The sequence below is a fragment of the Pseudomonas sp. Irchel 3A18 genome (assembly GCF_900187465.1).
In the GTDB taxonomy this organism is placed as follows: domain Bacteria; phylum Pseudomonadota; class Gammaproteobacteria; order Pseudomonadales; family Pseudomonadaceae; genus Aquipseudomonas; species Aquipseudomonas cichorii.
On the sequence record NZ_FYDI01000023.1, the window covers coordinates 20686 to 41310 of the forward strand.

The window sequence follows — 20625 nt, forward strand, 5'->3', positions numbered from 1 at the left end:
TACATCAAAATTATTTAATGAATGAATCGGAATCCGGGGACATGAAGGGCTGCAGGGCTTGCTGGCCGGGCATTGCCAAGGTTTTAACCATTTATTTTTCTTAATAGGGAAAAGCAATAAAAGGAAATTTGAATGATAATTAATATCATTTGAATGAGCCTTTTTAGTTTGTCGGGGTGTTGGGTGCTCCTGCTCTATTTTATTAAGTCCTTACAGTTGTATCACGGCCAGCCTGATTAAAGGTTGTCCCGGATCAATGCCGGGTGCCTGACAGAAAAGAACAGGCCGCCCGAGAGGAGGGCGGCCTGTTCTTGTTTTCAGCTGCTCCGCAGATCAGTGGAACTGTTCTTCCTCGGTGGAGCCTGTCAGTGCGGTGACCGATGAGGTGCCGCCCTGAATCACGGTGGTCATGTCGTCAAAGTAGCCGGTGCCCACTTCCTGCTGGTGAGCCACGAAGGTGTAGCCCTTGGCCGCGTCGGCGAACTCCTGTTCCTGCAGCTTTACGTAGGCCGTCATGTCGTTGCGGGCGTAGTCGTGCGCCAGATTGAACATGCTGTGCCACATATTGTGAATGCCGGCCAGGGTGATGAACTGGTGCTTGTAGCCCATGGCCGATAGCTCGCGCTGGAATTTGGCGATGGTGGCGTCGTCCAGATTCTTCTTCCAGTTGAAGGACGGCGAGCAGTTGTAGGAGAGCAACTGGTCGGGGTATTCCTTCTTGATGGCTTCGGCGAAGCGGCGTGCTTCGTCCAGATCCGGCTTGGCCGTTTCGCACCAGATCAGATCCGCATAAGGCGCGTAGGCCAGGCCGCGGGAGATGGCCTGATCCAGTCCGGCACGCACCTTGTAGAAACCTTCATGGGTGCGAGCGCCCGTGACGAAAGGCTTGTCGTAAGGGTCGCAGTCGGAGGTCAGCAGGTCGGCAGCGTTGGCGTCGGTACGGGCCAGGATGATGGTCGGTACGCCAGCGACGTCGGCAGCCAGGCGAGCGGCTACCAGTTTCTGCACGGCCTCCTGGGTCGGCACCAGCACTTTGCCGCCCATGTGGCCGCATTTCTTGACGGAGGCCAACTGGTCCTCGAAATGCACGCCTGCTGCACCGGCTTCGATCATGCTTTTCATCAGCTCATAAGCATTCAGCACGCCACCAAAGCCTGCCTCGGCATCGGCCACGATCGGTGCGAAATAGTCGATATAGCCTTCATCGCCCGGGTTTTTGCCGGCTTTCCACTGGATCTGGTCGGCACGGCGGAACGAGTTGTTGATGCGCTTGACCACGGTCGGGACCGAGTCCACCGGGTACAGCGACTGATCGGGGTACATGGATTCGGCGGAGTTGTTGTCGGCAGCAACCTGCCAGCCCGAGAGGTAGATCGCCTGTATGCCGGCCTTGACCTGTTGCACCGCCTGGCCGCCGGTCAGGGCGCCCATGCAGTTGACGAAGTCCTTGTCCGGGCGGAAAGACGGCTTGGCACCTTGCGTGACCAGATTCCAGAGCTTGTCTGCGCCCATTTTTGCGAAGGTGTGTTCAGGTTGAACCGAGCCACGCAAGCGGACGACATCAGCAGCAGAATAGGTACGGGTCACGTTTTTCCAGCGCGGATTTTCAGCCCAGTCTTTCTCGAGAGCCGCTATTTGTTGTTCGCGTGTCAGTGCCATGGAGATAAACCTCATTGTCAGGTTTTGGTTGGAAGATCCTGCTCCGCCAAAACGCCTCGTTTATCGAAGGCACGGTAGATGGCTGCTCGCTGCTCAGAGATCGGCAATGGGCGCGGTGGCGACGGATGAGCGAAGGGCTCGAGAGGGGAAGGAGAAAGTCCGGATGGCCTGAGTGGGCACTTTGGCTCGTGGATGCCTTTGTGCTTCGCTCACAGGAGCTGTCCGATCAACCGTCAACGCTTCCGTCCCTTGGGACAACTTCGTTCCAGTCGTAACCTTGTCAAACTGCCTTGTGGGCAGTCTCGACAGGAATCGGCTCAGGCTTAGAGCGTCGATCCTGAGGCTTTTTGAAGGCCTCTGATTAGCGGGAGCGAGGCAATCATGCCTCGCTGTTTTTTACCCGTCAAACGTTTTGTAGTGCTTTTTTATATTCACTACATATCTGTCTGGGTGCGACCGCCGGGTCACGAAAAGCCCCGCCGGTGCTGGCTTTTGGGCCATTGTCGATTATTCAAGGCTTTCGACCTTGACTCGCAGAGTCATGTCGTCGCGGCCCTGGGTGGAATAGCGTTGAGCGATGCCGCGCTGATCGGCCACGGATTGATCGCTGGAGGCGGCCAGAGTGATCCATTCACCCAGTCGACCACTCACCTGACTGTCGGTGCTCTGAACCTTGATAGCGTCCGGACGCTCCTGGCTCAGGCGGTCACGATTGGTGCTGATGTTCAGGTGAACGATATCGCCGGTTACGCTGGCCGTGACATAGAAACCCTGAGTGACATTGCGATATTCGGTATTGCTCTGCGGGTAGCCATAACCGTCTGTGCGGGTGGTGGTCAGGGGAACGCTCTGGCCGGTCTGAATCAGGGCCGGCGTGCCTTCGGTGGCTTGCACTTGCTGGACGCCGCCGTCACGGCTGGAGGTGCCGTAGCTGATGATTCGTGAGGGATTGGCGCCGTTGGTGGTGCTGGTGGCATTGTCGCTGGTGTCGACGCTGATGAGCAGGCGCTTGGGGGCCGTATCCAGTTGCGAGATCAGGGCGCGGAGTTCTTCGATCTTGCGCGATTCGGCATTGACGATCAGCTGATTGCCGTAGGCGCTGACCGAACCGTCCGCTCCCAGAAAGGATTTGGCGACGGGTAGCAAGTCTGCGCTGGTGCGGTAGTTGAGCGGGACGATTTCGGTGGCTGCCAGCGTGCAGGTGCTGAACGCGACAAGCAATGAGGTGAGCAGGGTACGTAACAACATGTCCAATCTCCGCGATGGGCGCGTAAAAACCGAGTGTGCCACTTTGTCGGCCAGGGGTGGGTACAAGTTGAACGGGCAGATGGCAAAACGCCCCGGCATTCCCTGTCTGAGCATAGTCATGCCGCAGGAAAATGACGGGGCGTTGCGTTATGTAGTGCCTTTTAAAACGCCTACATAGTGGTCTGGATCAGGCCTCGCGCACCATGTCGACGTGCGGCAGTCCGGCTTCGAGAAACTCGTCGCTGACCACGGTGAAACCAAAACGCTGGTAGAACGCAACGGCCTGAACCTGCGCACTGAGCTTTTGCTGCTTCAGGCCACGGGTCTGTGCTTCGTCGAGGATGGCGGTCAGCAGCATTTCACCGGCTTTCAGGCCGCGCCAGTCCTTGAGGACCGACAGGCGACCGATCTCGCCGTCCGGCAGCAGTCGGGCAGTACCGACGGCATAATCGCCTTCACGGGCCAGAAAATGTATGGCGTCGCTATCCTCCGAGTCCCATTCCAGTTCCGGTGGTACCGATTGCTCGGCAATGAACACGGCTTCACGAATACGCCGGATATCGGCGTTATTCTTCTGCCAGTCCGCGACGGATACAGTGATTTTATTCATCGGCAAATCCCAGGCTTCCTTGTTTTACGAGTTCGCAAATCAGATTGCGTCCCTCTTCATCGGCCAGCCATTGGCCGAGGTTTTCGCTGTGCAGCGAATCGGCCGCACAAATCAATTTAAGCAGTTCACGCAGGCTGCCCAGCAAAAGACGACTCTGGCCGCTGGCAAACAGTAGCAGATCGTCATCAACTTCAGACCAGGCCAGGCGTGCGCTTGGGTTGCGAATGAGAACTGCGCCCTGTTCCAGGCTGTCGAGCAGGTCTTCTTCTTCCAGTTCCGGGCCTGTGACCAGTTCCGGATAGCGAGGCTCGGTCATGAATTGGCCAAACCAGGTCAGCAGCAGGCGTTCGTCGCTCATGTGCTCGGCCAGCAGGGCCTTGAGGCGATCAAGGGCGTCGTGCTGGATCTGGTGTGGATCGCTGACCGGCTGTGCGTCGGCGTCCGTGTAGCGCTCTTCGTCCGGGATGAACTGGCTGAGGAAGTCGGTGAAGTGGGTCAGGACTTCGGCGGCGCTCGGGGCGCGGAAACCTACCGAGTAGGTCAGGCAGTCGTCCACGGCAACGCCGCAGTGGGCGAGGCGTGGTGGCAGATACAGCATGTCGCCGGGTTCCAGGGTCCACTCGTCGGTGGCCTGGAAGTCTGCGAGGATGCGCAGGTCGGCGTGCTGCAGCAGCGGGCTTTCGGAGTCGCACATCTGGCCGATCTGCCAATGGCGCTTGCCATGACCTTGCAGCAGGAAAACGTCGTAGTTGTCGAAGTGCGGACCGACGCTGCCGCCCGGTGCGGCGTAGCTGATCATGACATCGTCGATGCGCCAGCTTGGCAGGAAGCGGAAGTTCTCCAGCAATTCGCTGACTTCAGGTACGAACTGATCCACGGCCTGGACCAGAAGGGTCCATTCGCGCTCGGGCATCTTGCTGAAGTCGTCTTCGGAAAACGGGCCGCGACGCAGTTCCCATGGGCGCTCGCCGTTTTCGATGATCAGTCGGGATTCGACTTCTTCTTCCAGGGCAAGGCCGGCCAGTTCGTCAGGATCGATCGGGCTTTGGAAATCCGGCATCGCCTGACGGATCAGGAGGGGCTTTTTCTGCCAGTAGTCACGCAGGAAAACACGCGCGCTCATGCCGCCCAGAAGTTGAAGAGGAATATCAGGATTCATTTGTAAGCCCTTGAAATGAAAACGCCCGGCACAGCCGGGCGTGTGCAAAAGTTGCTGCGGGTCAGATGCGCTTGGCTTGTGCCACGGCATTGCCGATGTAATTGGCCGGGGTCAGCTTCTTCAGCTCGGCCTTGGCCTCGGCTGGCATGTCCAGACCGTCGATGAAAGTTTGCAGTGCTTCAGGGCTGATGCCCTTGCCGCGTGTCAGTTCTTTCAGCTTTTCGTACGGGTTTTCGATGTTGTAGCGACGCATGACGGTCTGGATCGGCTCTGCCAGAACTTCCCAGCAGGCGTCCAGATCGGCAGCGATACGCTGCTCGTTCAGTTCCAGCTTGCTGATGCCCTTGAGGCTGGCTTCGTAGGCAATGACGCTGTGAGCAAAGCCCACGCCCAGGTTGCGCAGCACGGTGGAGTCGGTCAGGTCGCGTTGCCAGCGGGAGATCGGCAGTTTGCTCGCCAGGTGCTGGAACAGTGCGTTGGCGATGCCCAGGTTGCCTTCGGAGTTTTCGAAGTCGATCGGGTTGACCTTGTGCGGCATGGTCGAGGAACCGATTTCGCCAGCGATGGTGCGCTGCTTGAAGTAGCCCAGGGAGATGTAGCCCCAGATATCGCGATCGAAGTCGATCAGGATGGTGTTGAAGCGCGCAATGGCATCGAACAGCTCGGCGATGTAGTCATGCGGTTCGATCTGGGTGGTGTAGGGGTTGAAGCCCAGGCCCAGTTCGTCTTCGATGAAGGCGCGTGCGTTGGCTTCCCAGTCGATGTCTGCATAGGCAGACAGGTGGGCGTTGTAGTTGCCTACCGCACCGTTGATCTTGCCCAGCAGAGGAACTGCTGCGATCTGGGTGATCTGGCGCTCCAGTCGATAGACGACGTTGGCCAGTTCCTTGCCCAGAGTCGTCGGTGAAGCCGGCTGGCCGTGGGTGCGCGACAGCATCGGCACGTCGGCGAAGCGCTGGGCCAGCTCGCGGATGGAGTCGGCGATCTGGCGCATCAGCGGCAGCATCACGTTATCGCGACCTTCGCGCAGCATCAGGGCGTGGGACAGGTTGTTGATGTCTTCGCTGGTGCAGGCGAAGTGGATGAACTCGCTGACCTTGTCCAGTTCAGGCAGCTTGGCAGCCTGTTCCTTGAGCAGATATTCCACGGCCTTGACGTCGTGGTTGGTGGTGCGTTCGATTTCTTTCACGCGCTCGGCGTGTTCCACGGAGAAATCTTCAGCCAGCGCATTGAGAATGGCGTTGGCCTCTGCGGAAAACGGTGGTACTTCGCTGATTTGCGGGTGAGCTGCCAGGCGCTGGAGCCAGCGAACTTCAACCATCACGCGAAAGCGGATCAGGCCGTATTCGCTGAAAATAGGGCGCAGAGCCTGGGTTTTGCCGGCGTAGCGGCCATCAACAGGGGAAACCGCAGTGAGCGAAGAAAGCTGCATGGGGTGGTCTCGAACAGTCGGGCAACGAAAAGGGGCGCATATCATACATGAAATTTCAGTCCGACTGGGTCGGACTGACCAGCGTAGATTGCGTCGTGCCTGGGTGGTAAGGGTCGCAGCTGCGTGGCAGGTCAGCCGTGCATCAGCGGATAGAGTTCTTTCAATAACTTGCGTCGGTTGAAGACCAGTTGCCAGCGATGACCGCCAACTTGTCGCCACAGACGGGCCGAGCGAATGCCGGCCAGCAACAGTGCGCGGATCTTCGAGGCATTGTTGGGTTGCTGCAGGTTGCGCATGTCGCCATGAACCTGAATGCGCTGGCGCAGGGTGCTCAGGGTGTCCTGATACAGCGCGCCGGTGGCAGCGATCACGTTTTCATGGGCGATGCCAAAATGTTCGGCCTGGGACTGGATCTGCGGCAGGCGCTTGCCGATCACTTCCAGCATGTCATCGCGCTTGGCCAGTTGCCGCTCAAGACCGAGCATCGACAGGGCATAGCGCAGCGGCTCGCGCTGCAGGGTCGCGGGGTCGCGCTCCAGAGCACTGACCATGGCGCGATAGCCCTCGCGCAGGTTCAGGTCGTCGCCGCCATACACGTCCAGTGTGTCTTTGGGGTCCAGCACCAGCAGGCTGCCGATCATGCAGCTCAGCCCGGCTTCGCTGACCTGTCCGGTCTTGGCGATCCGGTCTACCAGTATGGCGGCCTGGAATACGCCGCCCAGAGCGATCAGTTGCTCCTGAATAGGGGTCATCAACGCTTGTCCTTGCTTTTCCAGGGTTCGGCTATTTCGATCACGCCGCCCCCCAGGCAGATTTCGCCGTCATAGAACACCACGGACTGACCGGGTGTCACGGCGCGCTGCGGTTCATCGAATAGGGCGCGGTAGCCATCGGCAGTCTTTTCCAGCGTGCAGTGCTGGTCGCCCTGGCGATAACGTACCTTGGCGGTCAGTTTCTTCGGGCTGCTCAGGTCGATGGGGTTGACCCAGTAGATCTGCGAGGTGACCAGAGCCTGGGAAAACAGCCAGGGATGATCGTTACCCTGGCCGACGATCAGTTCGTTGTGTTCCAGGTCCTTGACCAGTACATACCAGGGATCATCGCTTGCGTCCTTCAGTCCGCCGATACCCAGGCCCTGGCGCTGACCGATGGTGTGGTACATCAGGCCGTTGTGGCGACCGATGACTTCGCCTTCGGTGGTCTTGATCTCGCCGGGCTGGGCAGGGAGGTACTGGCGCAGGAAATCCGTGAAGCGGCGTTCACCGATAAAGCAGATGCCGGTGGAGTCTTTCTTCTTGGCCGTCGCCAGACCGTGTTTCTCGGCAATGGCGCGTACTTCCGGTTTCTCCAGCTCGCCGACCGGGAACAGGGTGCGGGCGATCTGTTCGCCGCCCACGGCGTGCAGGAAATAGCTCTGGTCCTTGTTCGGGTCCAGGCCCTTGAGCAGTTCGGTGCGGCCGTCGATGTCGCGGCGGCGTACGTAATGGCCGGTGGCAATCAGGTCTGCGCCCAGCATCAGGGCGTAGTCAAGGAAGGCCTTGAACTTGATTTCCCGGTTGCAAAGGATATCCGGGTTAGGCGTGCGACCGGCCTTGTACTCTTCCAGGAAGTGCTCGAACACGTTGTCCCAGTACTCGGCGGCGAAGTTGGCGGTGTGCAGCTTTATGCCGATCTTGTCGCACACGGCCTGGGCGTCTGCCAGGTCTTCTCGGGCAGTGCAGTATTCCGTTCCGTCGTCTTCTTCCCAGTTCTTCATGAACAAGCCTTCCACCTGATAACCCTGCTCCATGAGCAGGACAGCGGAAACGGATGAGTCCACGCCGCCGGACATGCCGACTATGACGCGCTTGTTTTCTGGGTTGCAGTGGGCTGGATCACGCATGGGAGTTCAATGGGTGGCCTTGAAAAGGACGCGATTCTATCAGGCTGAGGGCGTCGAGTCTCACGCCTTGTCGCGCAGCAGGGCAAGACTGAAGTGTTCGGCATTCAGATAATCGTCCACACACCGCATGACCAGCTCGCTGCGCCAGCGATGCTGCTGGGTCATGAGTTCATCACGAGTCATCCAGACCGGGCCGACTATGCCCTCGTCCAGAGCGTATTCGGGATGATGGCGCAGGGCCTTGGCTGCAAAGCAGATGCGCTGGTAGGTCACGCCATTGCTGGGCGCTGTATACAGGTAGATACCGATCACGCTGGTCAGTTCGACATCCCAGCCGGTTTCTTCAAGGGTTTCGCGCACGGCTGCGTGTTGCAGGCTTTCGTTTGGGTCCAGATGCCCGGCAGGTTGGTTGAGTACCTTTTGTCCGCCCTTGATTTCTTCGACGAACAGGAAGCGGCCCTGATCTTCGACGATCGTGGCGACGGTAACGTGGGCTTGCCATTCCATAATGTTGCTACTCGTGTATTGGGGGAGGAGGTGTAATACCCATCAGTCAGGCACAAAAAAACGTGTAGGAGGGCGGCTTTTCTCTGGTCGGAAATACAAAAGCCCCGGTGCGTGGCCGGGGCTTTTGCAGATCATGTGTCTGACCGGTTTGCCACTTACAACGCGGCGATGGCTGCGTTCAAGGTTGCGCTAGGGCGCATGGCTTTGCTGGTCAGTTCAGCATTGGTGAAGTAGTAACCACCGATTTCCACTGGTTTGCCCTGGACAGCGTTGAGTTCGGCAACGATTTTCTCTTCGTTGTCGGTCAGTGTCTTGGCCAGCGGGCTGAACTGCGCCTTGAGGGCGGCGTCGTCGTTTTGAGCAGCCAGAGCATGTGCCCAGAACAGGGTCAGGTAGAAGTGACTGCCGCGGTTGTCGATGCTGCCGACTTTGCGCGAAGGCGACTTGTTGCGATCCAGGAACTCACCGGTAGCCTGATCCAGAGTCTTGGACAGGACCAGAGCTTTAGGATTGTTGTAGGCATTGCCCAGGTGCTCAAGCGAAGCGGCCAGAGCCAGGAACTCGCCCAGGGAATCCCAGCGCAGGAAGTTCTCTTCGACGAACTGCTGAACGTGTTTCGGAGCCGAACCGCCAGCGCCGGTTTCGAACAGGCCACCGCCATTCATCAGCGGCACGATCGACAGCATCTTGGCGCTTGTGCCCAGTTCCATGATCGGGAACAGGTCGGTCAGGTAGTCGCGCAGTACGTTACCGGTCACCGAAATGGTGTCCTTGCCGGCACGGGTGCGTTCCAGGGTCAGCTTCATGGCTTCGACCGGCGACAGGATCTGGATGTCCAGGCCCGAAGTGTCGTGGTCGCCCAGGTACTTCTGGACTTTCTCGATCATGACGCTGTCATGGGCGCGAGCCGGGTCGAGCCAGAAAATCGCCGGGGTGTTGCTGGCGCGGGAGCGGTTGACGGCCAGTTTGACCCAGTCCTGGATCGGCGCGTCCTTGGCCTGGCACATGCGCCAGATGTCGCCGGTTTCGACGTTCTGTTCCATCAGCAGGTTGCCCTGGCTGTCGGTTACGCGAACCACGCCATCGGTCTTGATGTGGAAAGTCTTGTCGTGAGAGCCGTACTCTTCGGCTTTCTGAGCCATCAGGCCGACGTTCGGAACGCTGCCCATGGTGGTTGGGTCGAAGGCGCCGTTTTTCTTGCAGTCTTCGATGACAGCCTGGTAGATGGTCGCGTAGCAGCGATCCGGGATAACAGCCTTGGCGTCGTGCAGTTGACCGTCGGTGCCCCACATCTTGCCGGAGTCACGGATCATTGCAGGCATCGAGGCGTCGACGATGACGTCGCTCGGTACGTGCAGGTTGGTGATGCCTTTGTCGGAGTTGACCATCGCCAGTTGTGGGCGAGTGGCGTAGACCGCCTGGATGTCAGCCTTGATTTCAGCCTGTTTGTCAGCGGGCAGGGCGCCGATGCGGTCATACAGATCGCCGATGCCGTTGTTCAGGCTGAAGCCGATTTCCTTCAGGATGTCGGCGTGCTTGGTCAGCGCGTCCTTGTAGAACTCGTCGACGATCTGACCGAACATGATCGGGTCGGAGATTTTCATCATGGTGGCTTTCAGGTGCACCGAGAACAGAACGCCTTGCTTCTTGGCGTCTTCGATTTCGGCGGCAATGAAGCTGCGCAGGGCTTTCTTGCTCATGACCGAGCAATCAATCACTTCGCCAGCCTTGACGCTGGTTTTCTCTTTCAGGACGGTGGTTGTACCGTCTTTGGCAATCAGCTCGATCTTGACGCTGTTGTCAGCCTCGACCAGAGCGGCTTTTTCGCTGCCGTAGAAGTCGCCGCTGCTCATGTGAGCAACGTGAGCCTTGGAGTCGGCAGCCCAGGCGCCCATCTTGTGCGGGTGCTTGCGAGCGTAGTTCTTGACCGAGAGCGGGGCGCGGCGGTCGGAGTTGCCTTCACGCAGAACCGGGTTCACGGCGCTGCCCTTGACCTTGTCGTAACGGGCGCGGGTTTCTTTTTCCGCGTCGGTGGACGGCGCTTCCGGGTAGTCCGGGATCTTGAAGCCTTGTTCCTGCAGCTCTTTGATGGTCGCCTTCAATTGAGGGACCGAGGCGCTGATGTTAGGCAGCTTGATGATGTTGGCTTCTGGCGTGGTGGCCAGTTTGCCCAACTCGGCGAGATGATCCGGCACCTGCTGATCGGCGCCAAGCGATTCGGGGAAGCTGGAAAGAACACGGCCCGCCAGGGAGATATCGCGTGTTTCGACGTCGATATCGGAAGAGGCTGTAAATGCTTCGATGATTGGCAGAAGCGAGTAGGTGGCGAGTGCCGGAGCTTCGTCAGTGAAGGTGTAGATGATCTTCGAGCGGTTGGACATTGGTATTAACTCTCTGTTTTGCTGAGCATGCACAAAATCTCGATATGCGCAGGGTATGCACTCTTGCCCAAAGTTCGGTCATGGGCCCAAGTCGAGGTTTATTCGCGGTGATGTTGGGTGCATCAGTCGAGCGTCAAGCTGCCGGGCGTGGCCATGGTCACTGCCCGACGCATATATAAGGCTGAAAGTCTGGTTCCAGACACTTCGGCCTTTATGACTCTGCGGTCACGTCGCGAGTATATCAAACCCTTGGCGCCAAGCATTAATGCTATGCGTGCTATCGAATGGCGACTATTCGCCGTTGGTCGAACGAATGTGCTCAAGATCAAGGGTTTCGGGCCTTTTCGGCGGCTTCGGACTGGCGGGCTTTGCCTGTGCCTGCGGGGCTGACTAGGCTCAATGGCTGTCAGGATGTCCACTCAGCACGCACCGGAGTCCCGCATGGCATATCAAAAAACAAGAATCCCCGCCGTCGGTGAGAAGATCACTGTCAACGCAGACCACTCCTTGAATGTCCCCGATAACCCGATCATTCCCTTTATAGAAGGGGATGGGATTGGCATCGATATCACGCCGGTCATGATCAAGGTGGTCGATGCGGCCGTCAGCAAGGCCTATGGCGAAAAGCGCAGGATTTCCTGGATGGAAGTCTATGCCGGAGAGAAGGCGACCCGGATTTACGATCCTGATACCTGGCTGCCTCAGGAAACCCTGGATGCGGTGCGGGAGTACGTGGTTTCCATCAAGGGCCCTCTGACCACGCCGGTCGGAGGCGGCATTCGCTCTCTGAACGTTGCCTTGCGCCAGCAACTGGATCTGTATGTCTGCCTGAGGCCGGTTCGCTGGTTCGAGGGCGTGCCTAGCCCGGTCAAGAAACCTGGCGATGTGAACATGACGATCTTTCGTGAAAATTCCGAAGACATTTATGCCGGGATCGAATGGAAGGCCGGATCTCCCGAGGCGACCAAGGTTATTCGATTTCTCAAGGAAGAGATGGGTGTCACGAAAATCCGCTTTGACGAGGATTGCGGTATCGGGGTCAAGCCGGTTTCCCGGGAGGGCACCCGGCGTCTGGCACGCAAGGCGTTGCAGTATGTGGTCGACAATGACAGCGACTCGCTGACCATTGTGCATAAAGGCAACATCATGAAATTTACCGAAGGGGCCTTCAAGGAGTGGGCCTATGAGGTGGCCGCCGAAGAGTTTGGGGCGACGTTGCTGGAGGGTGGCCCGTGGATGCAGTTCACGAACGCCCGCACCGGCAAGAATGTGACCGTCAAGGATGCCATCGCCGATGCGATGCTTCAGCAGATCCTGTTACGCCCGGCTGACTATGATGTCATCGCAACGCTGAATCTCAACGGCGACTACCTTTCCGACGCGCTGGCTGCCGAGGTGGGAGGGATCGGTATTGCGCCGGGAGCCAATCTTTCTGACACCGTGGCCATGTTCGAGGCGACGCACGGGACAGCGCCTAAATATGCTGGCAAGGATCAGGTCAATCCGGGTTCTCTGATTCTGTCTGCCGAAATGATGTTGCGGCATATGGGATGGGTTGAGGCGGCCGATCTGATTATCAAAGGCACTAATGGTGCGATTGCTGCAAAAACTGTTACTTATGATTTCGAGCGATTGATGGAGGGCGCAACTCTGCTCTCATCGTCAGCATTCGGCGATGCCTTGATCGCGCACATGTGAAGCCGGTGCTGCGACGCAGCAGCCAGTTCAGTCATCCTGAACTGGCTGTTTCTTTATGGCTGGCGTATGTGGTGGTCTGCTTCAGGCCGACACATTAGCTGGCTTTTGTGCTGCGCTTGAAGCATCTGCGGATGTTGGAGCAGTAGCTGTGGACGCAGACGAGATATTCACGGCATGTAATCCCTTGGGGCCTTGAATGATCTCGAATTGGACCGGTTGGCCTGCCTTGAGCGTTTTGTAGCCATCCATTTGTATGGCTGAATAATGAGCAAACAGATCTTCATCTCTGCCATCGGCAAGAATAAATCCGTAGCCTTTTGCATTATTGAACCACTTGACTTTACCACTGAGCATAGCCATATCCCTCTGCAAAGGACTCCGTCTGGAGTATCATCCACCTCAATCCGCCTGGCCTAAAAAAATTTTGGTTGACTGCGCGGACCCTTTTTACCCAATGTGGGCTCTATTGTTTGTAACACCGATTAGCTGATAGTCAAGGTCATGCAGCGGTCTATGTGAAAACCGGTCAGGCTGCGACTAAATTATTCAATCCGCTCTTTACACGAACCTTTCTTTACCATGCATGCAATCAGCAAGATTCGACTAACATTCAATCAGGACGGTCCGCAGTCACACGAGGACGACTCAGCTGGCATTGCGTTGCAGGACGCCAAGCCCACCCTGCAGGCGCCACCGATGTACAAGGTGGTTTTGTTTAACGATGATTACACCCCTATGGATTTCGTCGTTGAGGTTCTTGAGGTGTTTTTCAACCTGAATCGTGAGCTGGCTACCAAGGTCATGCTGGCCGTCCATACAGAGGGGCGGGCAGTATGCGGATTGTTTACCCGCGACATAGCCGAAACCAAGGCAATGCAGGTCAATCAATACGCCCGGGAAAGTCAGCATCCACTACTCTGTGAGATCGAGAAGGACGGTTAAACGCCGGCCACTTGGGTATGAGGTGAAGCTATGTTAAACCGTGAGCTCGAAGTCACCCTCAATCTTGCCTTCAAGGAAGCTCGTTCAAAGCGTCATGAGTTCATGACGGTCGAGCATCTCCTGCTGGCTCTATTGGATAATGAGGCTGCAGCCACTGTCTTGCGTGCCTGCGGCGCAAACCTCGATAAGCTCAAGCATGATCTGCAGGAGTTCATCGACTCCACAACCCCACTGATCCCCGTCCATGACGAGGATCGTGAAACCCAGCCGACGCTCGGGTTCCAGCGCGTGTTGCAACGTGCAGTCTTCCATGTACAGAGTTCCGGCAAGCGTGAAGTGACCGGCGCCAACGTACTGGTAGCAATTTTCAGTGAGCAGGAAAGTCAGGCCGTCTTCCTGCTCAAGCAGCAGAGCGTGGCCCGGATTGATGTCGTCAACTACATCGCCCACGGTATCTCCAAGGTCCCTGGGCATGGCGAACACTCTTCTGAAGGTGAGCAGGATATGCAGGACGACGAGGGTGGTGAGGCTTCTTCCTCAGGCAATCCTCTGGATGCCTATGCAAGTAATCTGAACGAACTGGCGCGCCAGGGGCGTATTGATCCTCTGGTTGGGCGTGAGAGTGAAGTCGAGCGCGTTGCTCAGATTCTCGCCCGTCGTCGCAAGAACAACCCTTTGCTGGTCGGTGAGGCGGGTGTCGGCAAGACGGCCATTGCCGAAGGGCTGGCCAAGCGTATCGTCGACAATCAGGTCCCGGATCTGCTGGCCAGTAGTGTCGTCTACTCTCTGGATCTGGGTGCATTGCTGGCTGGTACCAAATACCGCGGCGATTTCGAGAAGCGTTTCAAGGCGCTGCTCAATGAACTGCGCAAGCGGCCTCATGCCATCCTGTTCATTGATGAAATCCATACCATCATCGGTGCGGGTGCAGCTTCAGGCGGGGTAATGGATGCATCCAACCTGCTCAAGCCGCTGCTGTCTTCTGGGGATATCCGTTGCATCGGTTCGACCACATTCCAGGAGTTCCGCGGGATCTTCGAGAAGGATCGTGCCCTGGCGCGTCGTTTCCAGAAAGTCGATGTCTCCGAACCATCGGTCGAGGACACCATTGGCATTCTCCGGGGCCTCAAGGGCCGCTTCGAACAGCATCACAGCATCGAGTACAGCGATGAAGCGTTGCGTGCAGCTGCAGAGCTTGCGTCGCGCTACATCAATGACCGGCACATGCCTGACAAGGCCATCGATGTCATCGACGAAGCTGGCGCCTTCCAGCGGCTGCAGCCGGTCGAGCGTCGGGTCAAGTGCATCGATGTGCCGCAGGTTGAAGATATCGTCGCGAAAATCGCGCGTATTCCTCCAAAACACGTCAACAGTTCCGACAAGGAGCTGCTGCGTAACCTGGAGCGCGATCTCAAGCTCACGGTCTTCGGTCAGGATGCTGCCATCGACTCGCTGTCCACTGCCATCAAGCTGTCCCGTGCCGGCTTGAAGTCGCCTGACAAGCCTGTAGGTTCTTTCCTGTTTGCAGGTCCTACCGGCGTCGGCAAGACCGAAGCAGCGCGTCAGTTGGCCAAGGCACTTGGCGTCGAGCTGATTCGCTTCGACATGTCCGAATACATGGAGCGGCATACCGTTTCGCGTCTGATCGGTGCGCCTCCGGGCTATGTCGGTTTCGATCAGGGCGGTCTGCTGACTGAAGCCATTACCCGTCAACCGCATTGCGTGTTGTTGCTCGATGAAATCGAGAAGGCGCATCCGGAAGTCTTCAACCTGCTTCTGCAGGTCATGGACCACGGTACGCTCACCGACAACAACGGGCGCAAGGCGGACTTCCGCAATGTGATCGTCATCATGACCACCAACGCCGGTGCCGAGTCGGCAGCGCGGGCTTCGATCGGTTTCACTCATCAGGATCACTCGTCCGATGCAATGGAAGTGATCAAGAAGAGCTTCACGCCGGAGTTCCGCAACCGTCTGGACACCATCATCCAGTTTGGTCGCCTCAGCCACGAAGTCATCAAGAGCGTGGTCGACAAGTTCCTTACCGAACTTCAGGCGCAACTGGAAGACAAGCGTGTACTGCTCGAAGTATCCGACGCGGCCAGAAGCTGGCTGGCGCAGAGTGGCTACGATGCGGCAATGGGGGCTCGTCCGATGGCTCGCCTTATCCAGGACAAGATCAAGCGTCCCCTGGCCGAGGAGATCCTGTTCGGAGAGTTGTCGGAGCATGGTGGCGTTGTGCATATCGATATCAAGGATGGCGAGATCACCTTTGATTTCGAGACAACGGCAGAAATGGCCTGATGGTAGTCCTGTCTGGCACTCGGTAATGAGTGCCAGACAAGCGGACAAACAAAAACGCCCGGCATATGCCGGGCGTTTTTGTCAGTACTAGCTTAGCGGGCGCGGTAGGTGATACGCCCTTTGCTCAGGTCATAAGGCGTCAGTTCGACGCGGACCTTGTCACCGGTAAGAATACGGATGTAGTTCTTGCGCATCTTGCCGGAGATATGCGCGGTTACGACGTGCCCGTTTTCCAACTCCACACGAAACATGGTGTTGGGCAGGGTGTCGACGACAGTGCCTTCCATTTCGAAGCTGTCTTCTTTCGACATGCAGTAAAGCCCTCGGTATACAAATGAGTGGCCCGGTGCAAGTGGCGCCAGGCAAAAGCGGCGTGCATTGTGCCCGAAAAAACCTCTTTAAGCCAAGGGCTTCAATACAGAGTGACCCATCTTTGATTGGTCAACAGCTCGATGGGGCGATATTGGGTCTTGTAATTCATCTTTTTACAGTTCTTGATCCAGTATCCCAGGTACACGGCATGCAACTGAAGCCGGGCTGCTTCGGCGATCTGCCACAGGATGGCATAACGCCCAAGACTGCGCCGTTCTTCATCGGGTTCATAAAAGGTATAGACCGCAGAAAGGCCGTTGGGCAAAAGATCGGTCACTGCGACTGCCAGCAGGCGCTGATCCAGCCGGAACTCGTAAAAACGCGAGAAGGGCAGGTCACGTACCAGAAAAGTGGAGAACTGGTCGCGACTGGGTGGGAACATGTCGCCATCGGCATGGCGTTGTTCGATGTAGCGTTGATAAAGGTCGAAGTGCTCTTCGGTGAACGCTGGCTTGGTGCTGCGCACCTCAAGGTCGGTGTTGCGTTTGAGGATGCGTTTTTGCTGCCGATCCGGGACGAAGAGATTCACCGGGATGCGCGCCGGCACGCAGGCGCTGCAATTCTGGCAGTGAGGGCGATAAAGATGGTCGCCACTGCGACGAAAGCCCATGTCCGACAGGTCGGCATAGACTTGCACGTCCATGGGTTGGCTGGGGTCCAGAAACAGCGTGGTCGCCTGCTCTTCGGGCAGGTAACTGCAGGTGTGGGGTTGAGTGGCATAAAACTTAAGCCGCGCCAGCTCTGTCATGATCGCCCCCGTTATCAGAATCCATGAATAAGAGTGTATGCCAGCCTTTCAAACTCGCCTAGGCAACCAGTCGGCGTTATTGGGCTGATCCAGATGCCGGTGCAGGTAGTCGGCAAATGTCTGGCGCGGGATCGAGCGGGCACCGAAGCTGTGCAGGTGCTGGGTAGGCATCTGGCAATCGATCAATACGAACCCCCAGGCATTCAGGCGTTCCACCAATGTGGCGAAGCCGACTTTCGAGGCGTTGTCGGCGCGGCTGAACATGGATTCGCCGAAAAACAGCTGCCCCATGGCCAGGCCATACAGCCCGCCCACCAGTGTGTCCTGGTCCCAGACCTCGACGCTGTGTGCGTGTCCGCGTCGATGCAGCTCCATATAGGCCTCCTGCATCGAGCGGGTGATCCAGGTTTCGTTGGCGTAGCTGCGAGGTTCGGCGCAGGCCTGTATGACGGCTGGGAAGTCCTGGTCGAACGTCACCCGATAGCGCTCCTGGCGAATGAGTTTGCCCAGGCTGCGTGACACATGTATCTCGGCTGGTGGCAGAACGGTGCGTGGGTCGGGTGACCACCAGAGAATGGGCTGCCCGTCCTGAAACCACGGAAAGCAGCCATGCCGGTAAGCCTGTATCAGCCGGTCTGCGGACAGGTCGCCGCCCGCAGCCAGCAGGCCGTTGGGTTCGCGCAGGGCTTTTTCCAGGGGTGGGAAAACAAGGCTGTTGCGTTGCAACCAGGTCAGCATGGCATCAGGACTTCGCGGTAGGGGAGGGCGCACGGGTGGTCATTTGCAACTCTGTACAATAAATGCGGTCACAACCGGTCGCCATTATGGTGTGTGTCGCAAGGTTTCGGTAGTGCAGGCAAAAGATGATAGCCCGATAGCCGTCGATCTTCTGTCTCACTGATAGAATCACCTCATAAGCCTTTGTCACAAAAGAGAATGCATGCTCAAATTGAACGTCATGAGGAAGGCTATGGCCCGTTGCGGTCAGTCCCTGTATGAAAACGACGATCATTGGGCGTTAAAAGCCGCTGTGAAGAGCTTTCCTACAGACCTCGGGACCTACAAAGCCGTACAATGCCGACTTTGCGCGTTATCATTCAGGTCATCTGTTCTGCGGGTGTTTCAGAGGTTCGCGATCCCGTTTTCGGCTGGAACCGGTCGATACCGTTCAGCAGCCGTTCATAGTCAATCAACGAGATGTTCGCGCTTGAGCGCAGGAAATAAAGCGTTTTGAAAAAATCCACCACAGCACCCAGCTCTGTTCCGCTCTGGCGGCAGCAACTGCATTATCGGCTCAAGGAAGGTGCACTGATTGCCTTTGGTGCCTTGTGCCTGTACCTGATGATGGCTCTGTTGACCTACGATCAGAGCGATCCGGGCTGGAGCCATACCAGCAGCTCCGCGCAAGTCCAGAACGCCGCAGGCCGTGCGGGTGCCTTCTGCGCCGATATCCTGTTCATGGTCGTTGGCTATTTCGCCTACATTTTCCCGTTGTTGCTGGCCATCAAGGCCTGGCAGGTCTTCAGTCAGCGTCACGAGCCGTGGCAGTGGAGCGGCTGGCTGTTCTCCTGGCGCCTGATCGGTCTGGTATTCCTGATTCTGGCCGGTGCAGCGCTGGCGCACATCCACTTTCATTTCGCAGCGGGCTTTCCGGGCTCGGCAGGCGGTGTGCTGGGTGAAGTGCTTGGCGATCTGGCCAAGAAAGCCCTCAACATCCAGGGCAGCACGTTGTTGTTCATCGCCTTGTTCCTGTTCGGCCTGACGGTATTCACCGACCTGTCCTGGTTCAAGGTCATGGATGTGACCGGCAAGATCACCCTCGACCTCTTCGAGCTCATCCAGAGTGCCGCCAACCGCTGGTGGGTCGCTCGTACCGAGCGTAAGCAGATGGTCGCGCAATTGCGTGAAGTCGACATGCGTGTCGACGAAGTGGTGGCGCCGGTCGTCCCCGATCGTCGTGAGCAGGTCAAGGCCCGCGAGCGTCTGATCGAGCGTGAAGAGTCCCTGAGCAAACACATGACCGAGCGCGAGAAACACGTGCCAGCAGTCATTGCTCCGGCACCTGCCAAGGCGCCCGAGCCGAGCAAGCGTGTCCAGAAAGAGAAGCAGGTGCCGTTGTTTGTCGACAGCGCCATCGAAGGCACCTTGCCGCCTATCTCGATTCTTGATCCGGCCGAAAAGAAACAGCTCAACTATTCGCCGGAGTCATTGGCGGCCGTAGGCCATCTGCTGGAAATCAAGCTCAAGGAGTTCGGCGTCGAGGTCACGGTGGATTCCATCCATCCGGGGCCGGTCATTACGCGCTACGAAATCCAGCCTGCCGCCGGGGTCAAGGTCAGCCGTATTGCCAACCTTGCCAAGGACCTTGCACGCTCACTGGCCGTGACCAGCGTCCGTGTGGTCGAGGTGATTCCCGGCAAGACCACCGTCGGTATCGAAATCCCCAATGAAGACCGCCAGATCGTGCGGTTTTCCGAGGTGCTGTCCTCGCCCGAGTATGACAATGCCAAGTCGCCGGTTACCCTGGCGCTGGGTCATGACATCGGTGGCCGTCCGGTCATCACCGATCTGGCCAAGATGCCTCACCTTCTGGTGGCCGGTACGACCGGTTCCGGTAAGTCCGTGGGTGTGAACGCCATGATCCTGTCGATCCTGTTCAAGTCCGGCCCGGAAGACGCCAAGCTGATCATGATCGACCCGAAAATGCTTGAATTGTCGATCTACGAAGGCATTCCGCACCTGCTGTGTCCGGTCGTGACCGACATGAAGGATGCGGCCAACGCCTTGCGTTGGAGCGTTGCCGAGATGGAGCGTCGTTACAAGCTGATGGCGGCCATGGGAGTGCGTAACCTTGCCGGCTTCAACCGCAAGATCAAGGACGCCGAGGAAGAGGGCAACCCGATTTCCGACCCGATGTATCGTCGTGAAAGCATTCATGACGAAGCGCCGTTGCTCACCACCTTGCCGACCATCGTGGTGGTGGTCGACGAGTTCGCCGACATGATGATGATTGTCGGCAAGAAGGTTGAAGAACTCATTGCCCGTATCGCGCAAAAGGCGCGGGCAGCCGGTATTCACCTGATCCTGGCAACCCAGCGCCCGTCCGTGGACGTCATCACCGGTCTTATCAAGGCCAACATCCCGACGCGCATGGCCTTCCAGGTGTCGAGCAAGATCGACTCGCGGACCATCATCGATCAGGGTGGCGCCGAGCAACTGCTGGGTCATGGTGACATGCTGTACATGCCGCCCGGTACAAGTCTGCCGATTCGTGTGCATGGCGCCTTCGTTTCCGACGAGGAAGTCCACCGTGTCGTGGAAGCCTGGAAAATGCGTGGCACGCCAAACTACAACGACGATATTCTGGCTGGCGTCGAAGAGGCTGGTAGCGGCTTCGAGGGCGGTAGCGGCGAAGGTGGTGAAGACAGCGAAAGCGATGCCTTGTATGACGAGGCAGTGAAGTTCGTTCTCGAAAGCCGCCGTGCATCGATCTCGGCTGTGCAGCGTAAACTCAAGATTGGTTACAACCGTGCTGCGCGGATGATCGAGGCGATGGAAATGGCGGGTGTCGTGACGTCCATGAACACCAATGGCTCGCGTGAAGTCATTGCGCCAGGCCCGATGCGCGACTGATTTAATCCCATAGCGCAGGTAGCGTGCCCGGTACGCTACCTGCGCTTCAT

General features: G+C 57.7%; 17 protein-coding genes. 4 read left to right on the forward strand and 13 right to left on the reverse strand.

The window, feature by feature from the left end; translation table 11 throughout:
- Positions 1–333: 333 nt before the first annotated feature.
- The 9 genes from aceA to CKW23_RS25325 form a co-directional block, all read right to left on the reverse strand.
- On the reverse strand, positions 334–1659 hold the full coding sequence (aceA, locus tag CKW23_RS25285; RefSeq protein WP_025259481.1) for an isocitrate lyase: 1326 nt from the start codon (positions 1657–1659) through the stop codon (positions 334–336).
- Positions 1660–2166: 507 nt separating this feature from the next.
- On the reverse strand, positions 2167–2907 hold the full coding sequence (locus CKW23_RS25290; protein ID WP_038399782.1) for a secretin N-terminal domain-containing protein: 741 nt from the start codon (positions 2905–2907) through the stop codon (positions 2167–2169).
- A 187-nt stretch (positions 2908–3094) separates the two neighbouring features.
- A complete protein-coding gene (locus CKW23_RS25295) occupies positions 3095–3517 on the reverse strand; it encodes a GNAT family N-acetyltransferase (protein ID WP_025259483.1) in 423 nt (140 codons plus the stop codon).
- A complete protein-coding gene (locus tag CKW23_RS25300; protein WP_095068639.1) occupies positions 3510–4676 on the reverse strand; it encodes a cupin domain-containing protein in 1167 nt (388 codons plus the stop codon). Before CKW23_RS25300 ends, CKW23_RS25295 begins: the two co-directional genes overlap by 8 nt.
- Positions 4677–4737: 61 nt before the next feature.
- On the reverse strand, positions 4738–6108 hold the full coding sequence (gene purB, locus CKW23_RS25305; RefSeq protein WP_025259485.1) for an adenylosuccinate lyase: 1371 nt from the start codon (positions 6106–6108) through the stop codon (positions 4738–4740).
- A gap of 131 nt (positions 6109–6239) precedes the next feature.
- Positions 6240–6860: a high frequency lysogenization protein HflD gene (gene hflD, locus CKW23_RS25310; RefSeq protein ID WP_025259486.1), complete on the reverse strand. Its 621-nt coding sequence runs from the start codon at positions 6858–6860 to the stop codon at positions 6240–6242.
- A complete protein-coding gene (gene mnmA, locus CKW23_RS25315; RefSeq protein WP_025259487.1) occupies positions 6860–7990 on the reverse strand; it encodes a tRNA 2-thiouridine(34) synthase MnmA in 1131 nt (376 codons plus the stop codon). Before mnmA ends, hflD begins: the two co-directional genes overlap by 1 nt.
- Before the next feature lie 60 nt (positions 7991–8050).
- On the reverse strand, positions 8051–8497 hold the full coding sequence (locus CKW23_RS25320) for an NUDIX hydrolase (RefSeq protein WP_025259488.1): 447 nt from the start codon (positions 8495–8497) through the stop codon (positions 8051–8053).
- A 155-nt stretch (positions 8498–8652) separates the two neighbouring features.
- Positions 8653–10878, reverse strand: coding sequence for an NADP-dependent isocitrate dehydrogenase (locus CKW23_RS25325; RefSeq protein WP_095068640.1), 2226 nt, complete (start codon positions 10876–10878; stop codon positions 8653–8655).
- 441 nt (positions 10879–11319) lie between these two features.
- Here CKW23_RS25325 and icd point away from each other — a divergent pair, with 441 nt between their 5' ends.
- Positions 11320–12576, forward strand: coding sequence for an NADP-dependent isocitrate dehydrogenase (gene icd, locus CKW23_RS25330; protein ID WP_025259490.1), 1257 nt, complete (start codon positions 11320–11322; stop codon positions 12574–12576).
- An 81-nt stretch (positions 12577–12657) separates the two neighbouring features.
- Here the strand turns inward: icd and cspD are convergent, their stop codons facing one another.
- Positions 12658–12930: a cold shock domain-containing protein CspD gene (gene cspD, locus CKW23_RS25335; RefSeq protein WP_025259491.1), complete on the reverse strand. Its 273-nt coding sequence runs from the start codon at positions 12928–12930 to the stop codon at positions 12658–12660.
- 225 nt (positions 12931–13155) lie between these two features.
- On the opposite strand from cspD, the gene clpS reads away from it, so the two are divergent.
- Positions 13156–13518: an ATP-dependent Clp protease adapter ClpS gene (gene clpS / locus CKW23_RS25340; protein ID WP_025259492.1), complete on the forward strand. Its 363-nt coding sequence runs from the start codon at positions 13156–13158 to the stop codon at positions 13516–13518.
- A gap of 30 nt (positions 13519–13548) precedes the next feature.
- On the forward strand, positions 13549–15822 hold the full coding sequence (gene clpA / locus CKW23_RS25345) for an ATP-dependent Clp protease ATP-binding subunit ClpA (protein ID WP_025259493.1): 2274 nt from the start codon (positions 13549–13551) through the stop codon (positions 15820–15822).
- Between the two features lie 92 nt (positions 15823–15914).
- On the opposite strand, the gene infA is transcribed toward clpA, so the two are convergent.
- The 3 genes from infA to aat form a co-directional block, all read right to left on the reverse strand.
- Entirely contained in the window at positions 15915–16133 is a 219-nt protein-coding gene (gene infA, locus CKW23_RS25350; RefSeq protein WP_002553999.1) for a translation initiation factor IF-1, read from the reverse strand.
- 101 nt (positions 16134–16234) lie between these two features.
- Positions 16235–16942 carry an arginyltransferase gene (locus tag CKW23_RS25355; protein WP_025259494.1) on the reverse strand — a complete coding sequence of 236 codons (708 nt, stop codon included), beginning with the start codon at positions 16940–16942 and terminating at the stop codon, positions 16235–16237.
- 48 nt (positions 16943–16990) lie between these two features.
- On the reverse strand, positions 16991–17680 hold the full coding sequence (gene aat / locus CKW23_RS25360; RefSeq protein WP_025259495.1) for a leucyl/phenylalanyl-tRNA--protein transferase: 690 nt from the start codon (positions 17678–17680) through the stop codon (positions 16991–16993).
- Positions 17681–18172: 492 nt separating this feature from the next.
- Here aat and ftsK point away from each other — a divergent pair, with 492 nt between their 5' ends.
- Positions 18173–20575: a DNA translocase FtsK gene (ftsK, locus tag CKW23_RS25370; protein ID WP_025259497.1), complete on the forward strand. Its 2403-nt coding sequence runs from the start codon at positions 18173–18175 to the stop codon at positions 20573–20575.
- Positions 20576–20625 lie beyond the last annotated feature (50 nt).

What these genes read in the sequence shown, in the direction of transcription:
- icd (WP_025259490.1), top strand. Translation starts at nt 11,320, where the DNA reads ATGGCATATCAAAAAACAAGAATCCCCGCCGTCGGTGAGAAGATCACT.
- CKW23_RS25300 (WP_095068639.1), bottom strand. Translation starts at nt 4,676, where the DNA reads ATGAATCCTGATATTCCTCTTCAACTTCTGGGCGGCATGAGCGCGCGT.
- aat (WP_025259495.1), bottom strand. Translation starts at nt 17,680, where the DNA reads ATGCTGACCTGGTTGCAACGCAACAGCCTTGTTTTCCCACCCCTGGAA.
- clpA (WP_025259493.1), top strand. Translation starts at nt 13,549, where the DNA reads ATGTTAAACCGTGAGCTCGAAGTCACCCTCAATCTTGCCTTCAAGGAA.
- CKW23_RS25320 (WP_025259488.1), bottom strand. Translation starts at nt 8,497, where the DNA reads ATGGAATGGCAAGCCCACGTTACCGTCGCCACGATCGTCGAAGATCAG.
- aceA (WP_025259481.1), bottom strand. Translation starts at nt 1,659, where the DNA reads ATGGCACTGACACGCGAACAACAAATAGCGGCTCTCGAGAAAGACTGG.
- hflD (WP_025259486.1), bottom strand. Translation starts at nt 6,860, where the DNA reads ATGACCCCTATTCAGGAGCAACTGATCGCTCTGGGCGGCGTATTCCAG.
- purB (WP_025259485.1), bottom strand. Translation starts at nt 6,108, where the DNA reads ATGCAGCTTTCTTCGCTCACTGCGGTTTCCCCTGTTGATGGCCGCTAC.
- mnmA (WP_025259487.1), bottom strand. Translation starts at nt 7,990, where the DNA reads ATGCGTGATCCAGCCCACTGCAACCCAGAAAACAAGCGCGTCATAGTC.
- CKW23_RS25290 (WP_038399782.1), bottom strand. Translation starts at nt 2,907, where the DNA reads ATGTTGTTACGTACCCTGCTCACCTCATTGCTTGTCGCGTTCAGCACC.
- CKW23_RS25295 (WP_025259483.1), bottom strand. Translation starts at nt 3,517, where the DNA reads ATGAATAAAATCACTGTATCCGTCGCGGACTGGCAGAAGAATAACGCC.
- CKW23_RS25325 (WP_095068640.1), bottom strand. Translation starts at nt 10,878, where the DNA reads ATGTCCAACCGCTCGAAGATCATCTACACCTTCACTGACGAAGCTCCG.
- cspD (WP_025259491.1), bottom strand. Translation starts at nt 12,930, where the DNA reads ATGCTCAGTGGTAAAGTCAAGTGGTTCAATAATGCAAAAGGCTACGGA.
- clpS (WP_025259492.1), top strand. Translation starts at nt 13,156, where the DNA reads ATGCATGCAATCAGCAAGATTCGACTAACATTCAATCAGGACGGTCCG.
- CKW23_RS25355 (WP_025259494.1), bottom strand. Translation starts at nt 16,942, where the DNA reads ATGACAGAGCTGGCGCGGCTTAAGTTTTATGCCACTCAACCCCACACC.
- infA (WP_002553999.1), bottom strand. Translation starts at nt 16,133, where the DNA reads ATGTCGAAAGAAGACAGCTTCGAAATGGAAGGCACTGTCGTCGACACC.